Source organism: Nitrospinota bacterium, from assembly GCA_016208975.1.
Taxonomy (GTDB): Bacteria; Nitrospinota_A; UBA7883; order UBA7883; family JACRLM01; genus JACQXA01.
Map to the genome: position 1 here is coordinate 579,212 of JACQXA010000004.1, position 13,712 is coordinate 592,923.

Below are 13,712 nucleotides of genomic sequence, written 5' to 3' on the forward strand. Positions count from 1 at the left end.
GCGGGGAATGCCAAATGAAACCTGAGATCAGGGTGAACGACCAGACCGTGGAACTAGACTTAAGCGGCGTCAACGACCTTGTGGGGATCGTGGAGACACTGCGGGATAACCAGCTGGCGGCGGGGGAACTTATGGTGGAGCTTACCGTGGACGGGCAAACGGTGGACATCTCCTCGTTGCGCACCGAAGGGAACCGCTCCCTGGATGGCGTCAAGGCCATAAGCCTGACCACCATGAAGAAACCGCTGGAGATGGCCGCCAGGCTCCTCCGGGAAATGGGGGGATACCTGGGCAGTCTATCCAACGGCGTAGGCAAAATAGCCGACGGGTTCCGCATGGGCAACGAGGACGATGGCAACCTTATGCTGGTGGACGCCCTGGACGGGATCCACGCCTTCGTAGAATTGATCGATACCGTAAAAACCCTTTCCAAGACAGACCTTGCCGGAATTTCCATAGGCTCCGGCACCGTGGCGGAGAAAGAGGAAAAACTGACCTCGGTACTGCGCCAACTGCAGGAAGGGCAGGTCACCAAGGACTGGGTAATGGTGGCCGACCTCCTTGAATACGAGATGGCGCCCCTGATAGACGAATGGCGCGAAATCCTGCCACTGGTGGAAAAGGAGCTGTTAAAGAGCGATAATTAATTGTCCCGCCGGTTTTCGCAGAAGACTTTAGCGGATCGAACCAGCGGGATCTAGCGGTTTGCAGTAAACGCCTGAGGTTCGAAAATGGAAGACTCTCTGCGGGCTTATCTTAAGGACATAAGCGGGATAAATCCGCTTACCCGCAACGAGGAAGTGGAGCTGGCCCGGCAGGGCGGCGAAGATTCCATCCGAAAGCTTGTGGAGCGGAACCTCAAATATGTGGTAATGGTGGCCAACCATTACAAGGGGATGGGGATGTCCATCGCCGACCTCATCAACGAGGGCAACATTGGCATGATGGTGGCCGCCCGCAGGTTCAACCCCGAGAAGGGGGTTAAATTCATCACATACGCCGTGTGGTGGGTGCGGCAGGCCATATTGAGGGCGCTGGCCGAGCAGGCCCGCATAGTGCGGTTGCCCATGAAACAGGCCGGGCTTCTCGGCAGGATAACCAGAACGGTGGAAAACCTGACCCATACGCTGAAAAGAGAGCCAACGCTGGAAGAGGTCGCAAAAGCGCTTCACATGAAACCCAGGTCGCTGGATACGGTGATGAGGGTGTACCGCGATTACATGAGCCTGGATTCGCCCATAAGCGACGATAACGGGACCAGCTTCATAGACCAGTTGCAGGGCGAAGCGGTAACCTCTGTTGAGGAGGATTTCATCCGCCTCTGCTTCCATCACGACATGGAGAGGATTTTAAACGAGCTTCCAGACCGGGAAGCGGCGGTGCTGAGGATGCGCTACGGGTTTGACGACCCGCCAATGACCCTGGAGCTTATCGGCAAAAAGCTATCGCTTACCAGGGAGCGGATACGGCAGATAGAAAAATCGGCCAAGGAAAAGCTACGGGAAAGAACCAAGATAAACATTCTGGAGGATTACCTGCATTGAAACCCGCCCTTCGCGCATTGGCGCTTGCCGCCACCGTAACAGTTTCCGCTTGCGCCACCACGCTGACCTCCAGCTACCAGTTCGCCGAAAACCCGTTGAGCGGAGCCGTAAAGGAGCGGGGCCGGACGGCGAAACTGTATTACCAGATAGACACCATCGCGGTAATGGACGCCATTTTGTTCGACATGGGAGCCCGGCGCGAGTGGGTGGAGCAGGAGGCCGCCGCCAAAAGGCTGTCCGCCGGGGAGAAAACCGCCTTGATTGAGGAGCAGGAAAAGGACTACGCCGCCAACGTTACGTTCTTCCTGGCCTTATACACCACCGATGAAGACTGGAACGACCTTGTGAAGAAAGACACCCGATGGGCGGTTTTTATGGACACCCCCGGTGGGCCGGTCAGGCCGGTTTCGCTGGAGAGCGCCGATGTGGAAAAACTTCCGGTCCGCGACAACCTTTATTTCAACCCGGCATTCAGGAAGTTTTACAAAGTTAAGTTCCCGAAAGACAAGGCCGGGGCCCCGCCCCACACGCTATTCGTCTCCAGCCAGCTGGGGGAGATGAAGTTTGAATGGGGGAAATAACCGGCGGGCGGCTTAACCCCGCCTTTTCCCCCGGACCATGGAGGATTTCACCGCGTTGCGGTCCCGCACGCGATCCACGCTTATAACCCCGGGCTGGCGCAGAACCGCGCTCATAATCTTGCGAAGGTGGGCCAGGTCGGCTATCTCTATGGTGAGATAAATGTAGCCCCGCCGCTCCTGGCCGGAGCTTATGGTGGCTTCGGTTATGTTGGAGCCGTTGTCGGCTATGGCGGCGGAGACATGGGCCAGCATCCCCGGCTTGTCTTCGGTGACCACGGCGATCATCACCAGATGTTTCCCGGCGATCTTTACGTCCCACTCCACTTCAACGCGCCGCTCGGAGTCCATCCCCAGGTTCATGGCGTTGGGGCAGTCCGCCGTGTGCACCACAAGCCCCCGGCCCCGGGATATAAAGCCTATGATGGCGTCGCCGGGCACCGGGTTGCAACATTGGGCGAATTTTATCAGCACGTCGTCCATGTCTTGTATGCGCACCCCGGAGGGTTTGCCGGGTTTGGCGTGTTTCTCGCCGATTTTCTTCAGCGCGCCCTCGTCCGCCTGCCGCTCCCGCTCGGCCAGCGCCTCTTTTGGAAGCATTCGGGTAAGCACGTTGGCCAGCTTCAAACTTCCCAGCCCCAGGGCTATCAACATGCTCTCGGCGGACATGTAGCCCACCGCCTGAGCCGCCGGTAGCAGATGCACGTCTTCCATATAGTTCTGCGGCGACAAGCCCAGCGAGGCGATCTCTTTCTCCAGAAACTCGCGCCCCAGGGTGAGCGCCCTCTGCTTTTCGATTTGCTTTAAGTACGAGGTTATCTTCGTGCGGGCCTTTGCGGTTTTGACGGATTTCAACCAGTCGCGGTTGGGGTGCTGGCTTTGGCTGGTGAGTATCTCCACTATGTCGCCGTTTTTAAGCTCCTGCCGCAACGGCGCCAGCTTGCCGTTTATCTTGGCGCCTATGATGTGGGCGCCGATGTCCGTATGGATGGCGTAGGCGAAGTCTATGGGTGTGGCGCCCCGGGGGAACGCGCGCACTTCCTGTTTTGGGGTGAACACATATACCTCGTCGGGAAACAGGTCTATCTTCACCTTCTCCAGAAACTCGCGCGGGTCGGAGACCTCCTGTTGCCATTCCATCAGGCGGCGGAGCCAGTTTATCTGCTCGTCCACCTTGTCCTTTTTGGGGCCCGACTCCTTGTAACGCCAATGGGCGGCTATGCCCTCCTCGCAAACGGCGTGCATGCCGCGGGAGCGTATCTGTATCTCCACCGGTTTGCCGCCGGTGCCCACGATGGTGGTGTGCAGGCTTTGATACATGTTCGCCTTGGGGAGGGCGATGTAATCTTTCAGTTTGCCGGGGATGGGCTTGTACATGCCGTGTACCGCGCCCAGCACCGCGTAACACTCCTGGTCGTCGCTGGTGATGACGCGGACGCCCATCAGGTCGAAAACCTCTTCAAAGGTTATCTCCTGGCGGCGCATCTTGGAAAAGATGGAATAGAAATGTTTGGGCCGCCCCCGCACCTCGGCGCGGATGCCGTCGGCCGCCAGCCTGCCCTCTATCTCGGTGACGATGTTGGCTATGTAGCGTTCCCGCTCGGCCTCCACCTTCTCCACCTTGCGTTTTATCTCGGTGTAGTCCTTGGGCCACAGATATTTAAAACTGCCGTTCTCCAGCTCCGACTTTATCCAGCCTATGCCCAGCCGGTTGGCCAGGGGGGCGTATATGTCCAGCGTCTCCTGGGCTATTTGCCTTTGTTTTTCGGGTTTAAGATAGTCCAGAGTGCGCATGTTGTGGATACGGTCCGCCAGTTTCACCAGTATCACCCGGATGTCCTTGCTCATGGCCAGGATCATCTTGCGCACGTTTTCGGCCTGCCGCTCCTCTTTGTCCATGGCGGCGGATTCTATTTGCGAAAGTTTGGTGACACCGTCCACCAGCGCCAGCACGTCCTCCCCGAACATCTCGCGGATCTCGTCGGGAGTGGCGAAGGTGTCTTCCAGCGTGTCGTGTAGCAGGCCCACGGCCACGGAAACGTCGTCCAGTTTCATTTTGGCCAGGATGTGGGCCACTTCGAGGGGGTGGTTTAGATAAGGCTCGCCGGAGACGCGTTTCTGGCCCTTATGGCACCGGGCGGCGAAAGCGTATGCGCGCCACACCAGGTCCAGGTCGGCCCCGGGTATGTTCTTGCGCAGTTCCTCAACGATGAACTCTGGACGGATCAATCAGGTAGCGTCCTCATTTATCCCATGTTTTCAATATATTATCATACATGAGAAAAGGGGTTGGACGAAGGTGTCTGTAAATCTGGATAAATTAAGGATTTTCCTGTTTCCCCGTGGTAGCCGTACCACGGTCTTCACCGCATGACAGCGGGGAGGGGAAATGCTCGTTTGACGCTATCCGGGGGGGGCGACCCTGGAGAGGCGGCTCAGCCGCGCCCGTGGGCAGGGAAGCCCTTCGCCCTACAATATCACGCCACCATACCCACCACCGCCCCGGTCATGAGGGTGGCAAGGGTGCCGGAGACGATGGACTTTAACCCCAGCGAAACTATAAGGTCTTTCTTTTCCGGGGCCATGGCGCCAAGCCCGCCTATCATTATGCCAAGGCTCCCGAAATTGGCGAACCCGCACATGGCGTATGTCATTATCAGCCTGCTCCTTGGGCTTAACGCCTCCTCCGGCAGTTGGGCCATCTGGATATATGCGAGAAACTCGTTCAACACCGTTTTCACGCCCATCAGCGACCCGGCGGTGTGCGCCTCGCTCCATGGCACGCCGATAAGCCACACCACCGGCGCCATGACGTAGCCCAACAAATCCTGGGCCGTTAATGGCTTGCCATCTATTGAGCCAGCGTAACCCAAGAGCTGGTTTACCATGTCCACCAGCGCCACCAGTACCACCAGCATGGCGACTATGTTTATGAGCAGGGTGATTCCCTCGGCGGTTCCCTTGGTAACCGCGTCCATGGCGCTTTTCGCGTCCACTGGCGGGGCCACCTCCCCGGTGGTTTGCGCTTCGGTCTCCGGTATCATTATAAGCGCCACCATTATTGCCGCCGGGGCGCTTATGATAGACGCGGTTAGGATGTGCCCCATGGCGTCCGGTATGGCGCGGGAGAGGATGCTGGAATATAGGACCATAACCGTCCCGGCCACGGTGGCCATGCCCGCGGTCATAACGATGAAAATCTCGCTCCGGTTCATTTTCACAAGATAGGGGCGGATGAGAAGCGGCGCCTCCACCATGCCAACGAAAACGTTTGCCGCCGCCGAAAGCCCCGCCGGGCCGCCTATGCGCATGGTGCGGCGCAATACCCAGGCAAAGCCCCTGACGATAACCGGTAGCGCGCCCCAGTAAAAAAAAAGCGACGACAGGGCGCTTATTACCAGCACCAGCGGCAGGGCGCGGAAAGCGAAAATATATCCACCGCCGGGGGTTTTCTCGTCAAACGGGGCCGCGCCACCACCCAGGTAGCCGAACACGAAAGATGTGCCCGCGGTGGTGGCGGTTTCCAGGATGGACACCACCTTATTGAGGAGCAGGAAAAACTCTTTGAACAACGGCAGGTGAAGCATGGAGGCGGCCAGGATTATCTGCAACCCCACACCCACAAAAATCATCCTGAAGCTTACTTTCTTCCGGTTCTCGCTTATAAGCCAGGCGAAACCGCAAAGCGCAATAAGGCCGAAAATGCCGTGAATAGCCATATAAACCGTTTTTTAAGGAAAAATGCGAACGGACAGGGACGTGGAATTATACGACGGGGCAAAGGGGTGGCGGAACGGATTTTTCCGCTACTTGCCCCCTTCGGTTATTTGACGGCCGGGAACAGGCTTACCGTAATGGTAACCCTGGCCGTAATCCACCCCCATCTCTTTTAAAATCTTGTGGGCCTCTTCGTCTTCCACAAACTCGGCGATGGATTTTATCTTGAAGTCTTTGGCCATGCCGTGGATATGGTTCACCATTATCTTGTCCGACGGGTCCATGGCGATAGAACGCACGAAACTGCCTTCTATTTTTATGTAGTCCACGGTCAGATATTTTAGATAAACGAAGGAGGAGAAACCGCTCCCGAAATCGTCCAGGGCGAAACGTATCCCCGCCGAGTGCAGGTCTGAAATGAGTGAGTTAAGCTCGGCAATGTGCGGCAGGGCCTCCCGTTCGGTTATTTCAAACACCACATCTTCCGGACTTACGCCCGCGTCTTTCAGTTTCTCCGGCACGCTTCTCATGAAATCGGTATGGCGGAAGGTGCGGGGCGACAGGTTGAAGAAAAGCTTAACCCCGTTCAGACGGGAAGCCATCTTTTTAAAGTCTATGCCCTTCTCGATTATCCTGATATCCAGATGCTCCGAAAGCCCCGCCTCCTCGGCGGCCTCGATAAACTGGCTGGCGGGGATTATTACGTCCCCCTCCCTTATCCTGGCCAGGGTTTCATAGGCGAACACTTTGCCGGTTTTAACGTCCACAATGGGCTGGAAATGGGCCTCCACCCTGTCGTCGTCCAGCGCCCGTTTTACCATTACGGTCTGGCTGTATGACTCCACCACCATTTCCCTGTCGGACTCCTCTATGGTGGCTATGCGGTTTTTTCCGCCTTTTTTGGCTTTGTACATGGCCACGTCCATGGCTATTGATATGTCCGCCATGCTGGTTCCGTTCAAGGGGAACTCCACCAGCCCGAAGCTGGCCGTCATGCGTATCTTTCCGCTGGGCACTTCCATAACCGCCTCGTTGAGCCACGCCCGGATTTTCCTGGCGGCTATCATGGCGTTGTCGCCGTGGGTTTCCGGCAGGATTATGGCGAACTCGTCCCCGCCTATCCTGGCCACGATGTCCGTGTTCCGGGTGGCCTGCTCCAGCGTATTGGCGATTTCCTTCAGCGCAAGGTCTCCAATGGGGTGGCCGTAAGTGTCGTTAATGTGCTTGAAGTTGTCCACATCCATCATGATCAGCGAGAACGGGTGTTTGTGGCGCAAAGACCTGTTCACCTCATAATCCAGGAACTGCTCGAACTTCCTCCGGTTGTAAAGCTTGGTGAGCGGATCCCGGATGGAAAGCTCCTCCAGCTGTCTGCTGTAATCCTGCATGGTAGAGAGCATGTTGTTAAAGTAGGTCGAGAGCATTTCGAACTCCGTCACCCACCCTGTCCTTTTAGGCAGTCTTCTGCTGAGGTCGGTATGCTCTATTATTTCCTGGATAATGCCCACAAGCTGGATGAGCGGCTTGGCCAGCAGGAACCGCAAAAGGAACTGGAGGAAAACGAAAATCAGGATAAGCACCAGCGCGAAATACCCGCTCACAACGTTTAGCATGAAGTTGAGCGATATTTTCAGGTTTTTGACGGGGAAGTCTATGTCTATGGCGCCGTTTATGTCGCCCACGTTCGCCTCGGTGTGGCACCGCAAGCACTCCTGTTTCACCTTGACCGGGTAGATGTAACGAATCCTGTCCCCCTGCGTGAAGAGGTAATCGTCACCTTTTATCAGCGCCTCCATCAGGTGCCTGTCCGCCTGGCGGACGGCCTTTTCCCCTTCGATTTCGCCGAACTGGCGGATTACCGGGAAACCCCGCATAACCCTTATCTTCATCTCCCATTCGTTCTGGTTGAGACGGGTGATAATCTCCTGGATTTCATCCTTGTTCCACCCCTTGCTCATGGCCGAATAAAGGCTTTGGAACACCAGGCCGGATATCTGGCGGGCGTCGTCCTGGGCCAGGTCTGTTATGGCCCGGTCTTTTAAATAAACGGAAATTGAATATATGAAAACAAATGCCAGGGCCATAGAGAGCGTGAAAAGGATAAAAAGGAGTTGAGCCAGGCTTATCGAAGCAAAAAAGCGCCTTTTCACGTAATCCCCTATATTTCCCCAAGGACATGCCTGCGCAAGACGCAAACTTCCATTGGCCTGCAATAATTAGCCGGTTGTTGTATGGAACGACACCGCCGGTTTGAAAAGTACTCCCCCGGCCCGGACGGTTTTCATAGTATCAATTGTTTCCAGCCGGATTTCAAGAGGGTTAATTGGGGCGGGTCTATTCAATTGCCGAAGTCCAAATCCTGTCTTTTTCGCGCACGAGATATAACCGTTACCCGGTGGGCGTTATTTTCCTGATCAGCCACAACCCGCCGCCGATAAATATGGCCAGGGAAAGCACCGCCAGCCTGTGCTGAATCGTACCGCCCAGAAAGGAAAAAACATAAACAACAACGCCCCATACCAACGGGCCCGTTATGGAGGCGGCTTTCCCCGCCACGGAGTACAGCCCGAAACACTCCCCTATGGCCGATGAGGGGGCCAGGTTCACAAGCATCACCCTCCCTGCCACCCACACTCCGCCCAGGGCCACCCCGGCCATGGGCCCCACGGCCCAGAATATCGTTTCCCCGGTGGAGAAGGCGGCCAATACCAGCGTGGCCAGCCACATCCAGCACACGTATATCATGGCCCGCCGGGCTCCGGCTTTGTGGGTTATCGTCCCCCATATAAAGGAGCCCACCGCCGCGCCTACTGTGGATGTTATAAGAAACACGTTCAACCTGCCGCCGGAAAGGCCAATGACGGTATTGGCGTATATGGACATGAAGGCTATGACCGTGTTCACGCCATCCAGAATTAAAAAATTGGCCGCCAGGAACAGGAAAAGGTCCCGCCGTTCCTTTACCATCTTGAATGATGTTAATAGGGTTTTGAACGCTCCGGCTATATCCGCCCTGGCGAAGGGGGCCGGATTTTTATCTTTAACCCACAGGAAACATGGCACAGCCGAAAGCATGAACAGGACAGCCGTGGGGAAATATACGGCGTTCGGGCCAAAAGCCGATTCCACGGGGGCTATAAGCCCCAATCCTGCGATAGCCCCCACATACCCCAAAGCCACACCGTATCCAGACACCTTGGCTATGGATCCCGAACCGGTCACGTCCGGCAGAAGCCCGTCATAAAACACCAAGGCAGACTGGTAACAGTAGTTTGCCAAGGCGAACAACACAAGCCCGGCCATGAGGGTGGGGGAAAACCCTATCAAGGCCGTGGCTAGTACGCAACCGGCTGTAAGATAAAAAAGCGGTTTTACCCGCTGGCCCGTGTCGTCTGAAATGGCCCCCAGCGCAGGGGATGTTATGGCCACGAGAAACATGGACAGGGAAAGGGACACGGAGAAATAAATGTCCGGCGCGCCATGCTCCCCGGTCACCCAAAGAGGGAAATAGCGGGACACGATGTTCATGGAAAACATGGTGTTGGCGAAGTCATATAACGCCCAACCGGCTACGGTCCGGTTCCAGTCTGCTCGTCGCGAGGCGGTTTCCATCCGGTTCTTGTCTTGAGTTGGCGTGGTAAAGTCTAGTATATTAACAAATTGTGGGAAAAGAAGTTGAAACCTGTCCAGGGGCTTTGGGCTGTGTTAATGCCCGGCCGGGAAAGAAATCTGGAGGGGCCCAAGTTTGCGGCTCTTGGCAATGGGTGGCGCGGCCTTATTCCACGCCGGTAAGATTTGTGACGCCTAGATGAACGAAGAAAAAAATTCACCCGGTGAAAAATCCGAGGAAGTGGACTTGGAGACACTTCTTCGGGAGAAGGAAAAGCTTGATTCGCTTATCAAGCGCAAATTCACCCGTGAGATAACCGTTCTTTTCACCGATATTTGCGGTTCCACCCGGTTGGCCGAAGAGCTGGGCGACATTGCGATGCGCACCCTGCTCAAAAACCATAACGACATCATATTCCCCATCGTTGAGGCCCATAGGGGAGTGCTGGTGAAAACCATGGGGGACGGCACGCTGTCTTATTTCGAGAAAGCTCCGGACGCGGTGCTGGCGGCGGTGGACATCCAAAAAGGTTTTGAAAAATATAACGAAAAATCCGCCCACCCGCCCATAATCCTCCGGTGCGGCCTGAATACCGGCCGGGGCATCGTGGAGAAGAACGACGTTTATGGCGACGTGGTGAACACCGCCCAGCGGTTCGAGGCTATGGCCAAACCAGGGGAAATACTCATATCCGCCGACACAAACAAGCTTTCCCATGAGGAGAAGGAATTAAAAATTGTCTTTTCCGGGGAAACCCAGGTTAAGGGCAAGGCCGGGATGCAGAAGGTTTACAAGGTGGTATGGAGGGAGGAATCCGCCGAGGAGCAGTACAAGACCAGCGTTAAGACCGCTCCTCCCTTGCCCCCCGCCACGCAAGTGACCACCGAGATGCCTCTGGAGTGGGATGGCAAGCGGCCCACCACCAGTTCCATCACTATCGGCGCTGGCAAAGAGGCCAAAGTAATCGTGGCCGAGGAGGGTAAAGAGCCCAAGGAGTACGACTTGAACTCGGCCCCGGTGATTATTGGGCGTTCCACCAACGCCAACATACATCTGGACGAGACTTATGTGTCCCGCAAGCACGCCAGGATAATCTTCGAAAACGGGAAATATTACATAGAGGACCTGCACAGCCATATCGGCACCATCCACGCAGGGGTAAAGATAACCCGGTACGAAATGCGTGATAAGGACGAGTTCATAATAGGCTCCGTAAAGCTTGTGTTCCTGCAAGGGGCCGAAAAACCGGCGGAAAAAGAACAGGTTTTCATGGATGGCGAAGTCACCATGGAACTCAACGTGCGGGAGATACTGAGGCTGTTGGTTGAAGGCGAAGGAGGGGTTGTGGCCCAGTACGACCTAACCCCGTCCCCCATGGTGATCGGCAGGATAGCGGAGGCGGACATAAGGCTGGACAACCAGATAGTCTCCCGCAAACACGCCAGGATATTCGTCAAAGAGGGCAAAGCCGTTATCGAAGACCTGAAGAGCAACAACGGCACCTATGTGAATGGCCAGAAAATAGAAAAAACCGAGGTCGCCCCCGGTGAAGAGATTGGCATAGGCCCATTCATCCTTCGTGTGGTGGATCCTACCAAGCCAACACCCAAGGGAGAGCCCAGCCTTGTGAAGAAGGTGTTTTCGTTCCTGAAAAAAACCTAAGTTGGAGCTTGGGCCATACCTTCCCATTACCCTCCCATCATTATCCTTGTTAATACCCGCCACGCCGGGAACATAGGCTCCGTGGCGCGGATAATGAAAAACTTCGGTTTTTCTTCCCTTACCCTGGTCAATCCCACCAGCCGGGCCCACCTGGAGGCTATCAAAATGGCGCCGGGGGCGGAGGAAATAATAGAACAGGCAATGATGGCGGGTTCTCTGGATGAGGCGCTGGAGCCGGCTGTGGCCGCCTATGCCGTAAGCCGCCGCCCTCGCCACACCCCTAAACCAGTCTTGAACCCGGAAGTGGCCGTTAAAGACTTGTGGAGCCTTGGCGGCCCGGCGGGACTGGTGTTCGGTTCCGAGAAACTGGGATTGTCCAACGAAGACATCCGCCGGTGCGGGGCAATAATCCAGATTCCTTCGACGGAGGCCCACCCGTCGTTAAACCTGGCGCAAGCCGTGGCGGTGATATTGTACGAGGCCAGAAAAACCTTGACCGGCGCGGAACCCGCCCCGGCTGAGGGAACGCGGGCGCCCGCACCCATGGCGGAACGCAGAATGTTTTTCAATCTTATGGAAGAAGTTCTGGGCGAAACCGGTTTTTTCGAGGGGAAAAACCCGACGGGTCTTCTTTCGCGGATGGAAGCGCTGTTCAACAGGGCAAACCCGGACGTGGAGGAAGCGCGAATCATGCTGGGCGCCTTGCGGAAGATAAAGAGGGGCATAAAACCCGTGGATTGAGGGGCAATTACTCCTTCACATATTGATTTGCCGGGGACGTTTTGATATATTAATCCATTCTTTTGGCCCCTCGTCTAATGGTAGGACAGTAGACTCTGGATCTATACGTCGAGGTTCGACTCCTCGGGGGCCAGCCATTTAAAACCCCCTTCATCCGCTCCTGATCGCCTCTTTCCGGCAAAAGTCGTTTTGAATCCCTTTTGCCACGCGCCGGATAGTGGAATACACTAATTAATGTATGGGGCGTCATTAAACCGGGGATTAAACGCTATGTCCAGCGATTCTACCGAAGGCGGGGCAAATTCCGAGCTTTTCATACGCACACCCCAAGTAAGCCAGATGCGAGATCCGCTAAAGGCGGACTGGAACGTATCCATCGGCAAAGAAACCGGGGCTGACGCGCAAACTGCGCCGGAGGCGGGCGAGACCGACCTGGCCTCGCTCATAGATTTCGGGCAGATAAACCAGGTTTTCCAGAACTTCCTGGAAGTGGTGGGCCTGCCCGTGGCCATTCTCAACCTGAAAGCGAAAGTTTTGGCCTCCTCCCGTTGGCAACGGGTGTGCATGGACTTCCACAGGGTGAACGAACAGACCTTAAGCCGGTGCCTGGAAAGCGACATCAGCCTGTCCCGGCAGATGCAGGAGGGGAAGAACTACGCGATATACCGTTGCCGGAACGGCCTTACAGATTGCGCCACCCCCATAGTTATAGAAGGCAAGCACATAGCCAACCTTTTCATAGGCCAGTTTTTCGTGGCCCAGCCGGACCTGGAGTTTTTTAGAAACCAGGCCAGGGAATTCGGCTTCCCGGAGGAGGATTACCTGAAAGCCATTTCAGAGGCCCCAATAGTGGCCGAGGAAAAGTTGCCCAGCATCCTTAATTTCCTTACCGGGTTCGCCCATCTAATAGCCACCCAAAGCCTGGCCCAGAAACGGGCCATGCAAACGCAGGCGAAAATTGAGAAAGAAGTCGAGAATCGCACAAGAGAGCTGATAGCCCTCAACAAAGAACTGGAGGCGTTTTCCTATTCGGTTTCGCACGACCTTATGTCGCCTCTGAGGGCAATTGACGGCTTCACCAAATATATATTGCAACGCCACGGGGAACATTTGCCCGAAGACGCGCGTTCGATGTTCGACATGGTGCTGACCGGCGTATCCCAGATGACAAAACTTATCGGCGCCCTGCTTGAGTTCGGCCGCATGCGCCACAGCGAGATGAAAACCATAGTGATGGACATGGGGGAGTTGGCCAGAACGGTAATAAACGAGATGAAGCCATCGATCCAGGGGCGGGATGTCGTTTTCGAAGTGGGCGACTTGCCACCATCGAGAGTGGATGGAATCATGCTTCACCAGGTGTTGGCCAACCTTATATCCAACGCCATAAAGTTCACAAAAAACCGGGACAAGGCGGTTATCAAGCTTGGGGCCGCCAGGGATGGCCCGCATGTCATATACAGCGTAAGCGACAACGGCGTGGGGTTCGACATGGCGTACTCTGGCCGCCTGTTCGACGTTTTCCAGAGGCTCCATTCAAGGTCGGAGTTCGAGGGAAGCGGCGTGGGGCTGGCCCTTGTGCGCAGGATTATTGAACGGCACGGCGGCAGGGTGTGGGCGGAATCGGAACTTGATAAGGGGACAACGATATTTTTCACCATTCCGGATCTGGGCTAGTCGATACGGATTCCTGAATCTCCCTCCTTCATTTAAAACGCCACCAATTCTCCATGCATACAAACTCCCCCTCCTGTCACCGGTATGGATTTTATTGATAACTTTATAAATGGCGCCATAATGAACAAAAATGGAGGGTGTTCGTATTATGCGCTCCGCCATCGTATCCAGTCTTTTCCATGG

At 55.6% G+C, this 13,712-nt stretch carries 10 protein-coding genes and 1 tRNA gene; 7 read left to right on the top strand and 4 right to left on the bottom strand.

Translation table 11 applies throughout. The annotated features are described in order from the left end of the window. Positions 1-14: 14 nt before the first annotated feature. The 3 genes from HY751_06360 to HY751_06370 all read left to right on the top strand — a co-directional run bounded on the left by HY751_06360 (position 15) and on the right by HY751_06370 (position 2,125). Entirely contained in the window at positions 15-647 is a 633-nt protein-coding gene (locus tag HY751_06360) for a hypothetical protein (GenBank protein MBI4666012.1), read from the top strand. A gap of 84 nt (positions 648-731) precedes the next feature. Next, entirely contained in the window at positions 732-1,544 is an 813-nt protein-coding gene (locus tag HY751_06365) for an RNA polymerase sigma factor RpoD/SigA (protein MBI4666013.1), read from the top strand. Next, positions 1,541-2,125, top strand: coding sequence for a hypothetical protein (locus HY751_06370; GenBank protein MBI4666014.1), 585 nt, complete (start codon positions 1,541-1,543; stop codon positions 2,123-2,125). Before HY751_06365 ends, HY751_06370 begins: the two co-directional genes overlap by 4 nt. Positions 2,126-2,137: 12 nt before the next feature. Here the strand turns inward: HY751_06370 and HY751_06375 are convergent, their stop codons facing one another. From HY751_06375 to HY751_06390, 4 genes are all read right to left on the bottom strand, one after another. Continuing rightward, on the bottom strand, positions 2,138-4,351 hold the full coding sequence (locus HY751_06375; protein MBI4666015.1) for a bifunctional (p)ppGpp synthetase/guanosine-3',5'-bis(diphosphate) 3'-pyrophosphohydrolase: 2,214 nt from the start codon (positions 4,349-4,351) through the stop codon (positions 2,138-2,140). 248 nt (positions 4,352-4,599) lie between these two features. Beyond that, on the bottom strand, positions 4,600-5,841 hold the full coding sequence (locus HY751_06380; protein ID MBI4666016.1) for a nucleoside:proton symporter: 1,242 nt from the start codon (positions 5,839-5,841) through the stop codon (positions 4,600-4,602). Between the two features lie 87 nt (positions 5,842-5,928). After that, on the bottom strand, positions 5,929-7,923 hold the full coding sequence (locus HY751_06385; protein MBI4666017.1) for an EAL domain-containing protein: 1,995 nt from the start codon (positions 7,921-7,923) through the stop codon (positions 5,929-5,931). 304 nt (positions 7,924-8,227) lie between these two features. Then, positions 8,228-9,451: an MFS transporter gene (locus tag HY751_06390; protein ID MBI4666018.1), complete on the bottom strand. Its 1,224-nt coding sequence runs from the start codon at positions 9,449-9,451 to the stop codon at positions 8,228-8,230. Between the two features lie 196 nt (positions 9,452-9,647). Here HY751_06390 and HY751_06395 point away from each other — a divergent pair, with 196 nt between their 5' ends. The 4 genes from HY751_06395 (at position 9,648) to HY751_06410 (ending at position 13,529) form a co-directional block, all read left to right on the top strand. Continuing rightward, complete coding sequence (locus tag HY751_06395; GenBank protein MBI4666019.1) at positions 9,648-11,111, top strand: adenylate/guanylate cyclase domain-containing protein; 1,464 nt, start codon at positions 9,648-9,650, stop codon at positions 11,109-11,111. Positions 11,112-11,126: 15 nt separating this feature from the next. After that, a complete protein-coding gene (locus HY751_06400; GenBank protein MBI4666020.1) occupies positions 11,127-11,852 on the top strand; it encodes a TrmJ/YjtD family RNA methyltransferase in 726 nt (241 codons plus the stop codon). Positions 11,853-11,915: 63 nt separating this feature from the next. Then, positions 11,916-11,989 (top strand) — tRNA-Gln (locus HY751_06405). Between the two features lie 133 nt (positions 11,990-12,122). After that, positions 12,123-13,529, top strand: a complete 1,407-nt coding sequence (locus HY751_06410; GenBank protein ID MBI4666021.1) for a PocR ligand-binding domain-containing protein — start codon at positions 12,123-12,125, stop codon at positions 13,527-13,529. Positions 13,530-13,712: the final 183 nt, after the last annotated feature.

Coding starts and splice junctions, on each gene's coding strand:
- HY751_06360 (MBI4666012.1), top strand. CDS start 15: ATGAAACCTGAGATCAGGGTGAACGACCAGACCGTGGAACTAGACTTA.
- HY751_06365 (MBI4666013.1), top strand. CDS start 732: ATGGAAGACTCTCTGCGGGCTTATCTTAAGGACATAAGCGGGATAAAT.
- HY751_06380 (MBI4666016.1), bottom strand. CDS start 5,841: ATGGCTATTCACGGCATTTTCGGCCTTATTGCGCTTTGCGGTTTCGCC.
- HY751_06385 (MBI4666017.1), bottom strand. CDS start 7,923: ATGGCCCTGGCATTTGTTTTCATATATTCAATTTCCGTTTATTTAAAA.
- HY751_06390 (MBI4666018.1), bottom strand. CDS start 9,451: ATGGAAACCGCCTCGCGACGAGCAGACTGGAACCGGACCGTAGCCGGT.
- HY751_06395 (MBI4666019.1), top strand. CDS start 9,648: ATGAACGAAGAAAAAAATTCACCCGGTGAAAAATCCGAGGAAGTGGAC.
- HY751_06410 (MBI4666021.1), top strand. CDS start 12,123: ATGTCCAGCGATTCTACCGAAGGCGGGGCAAATTCCGAGCTTTTCATA.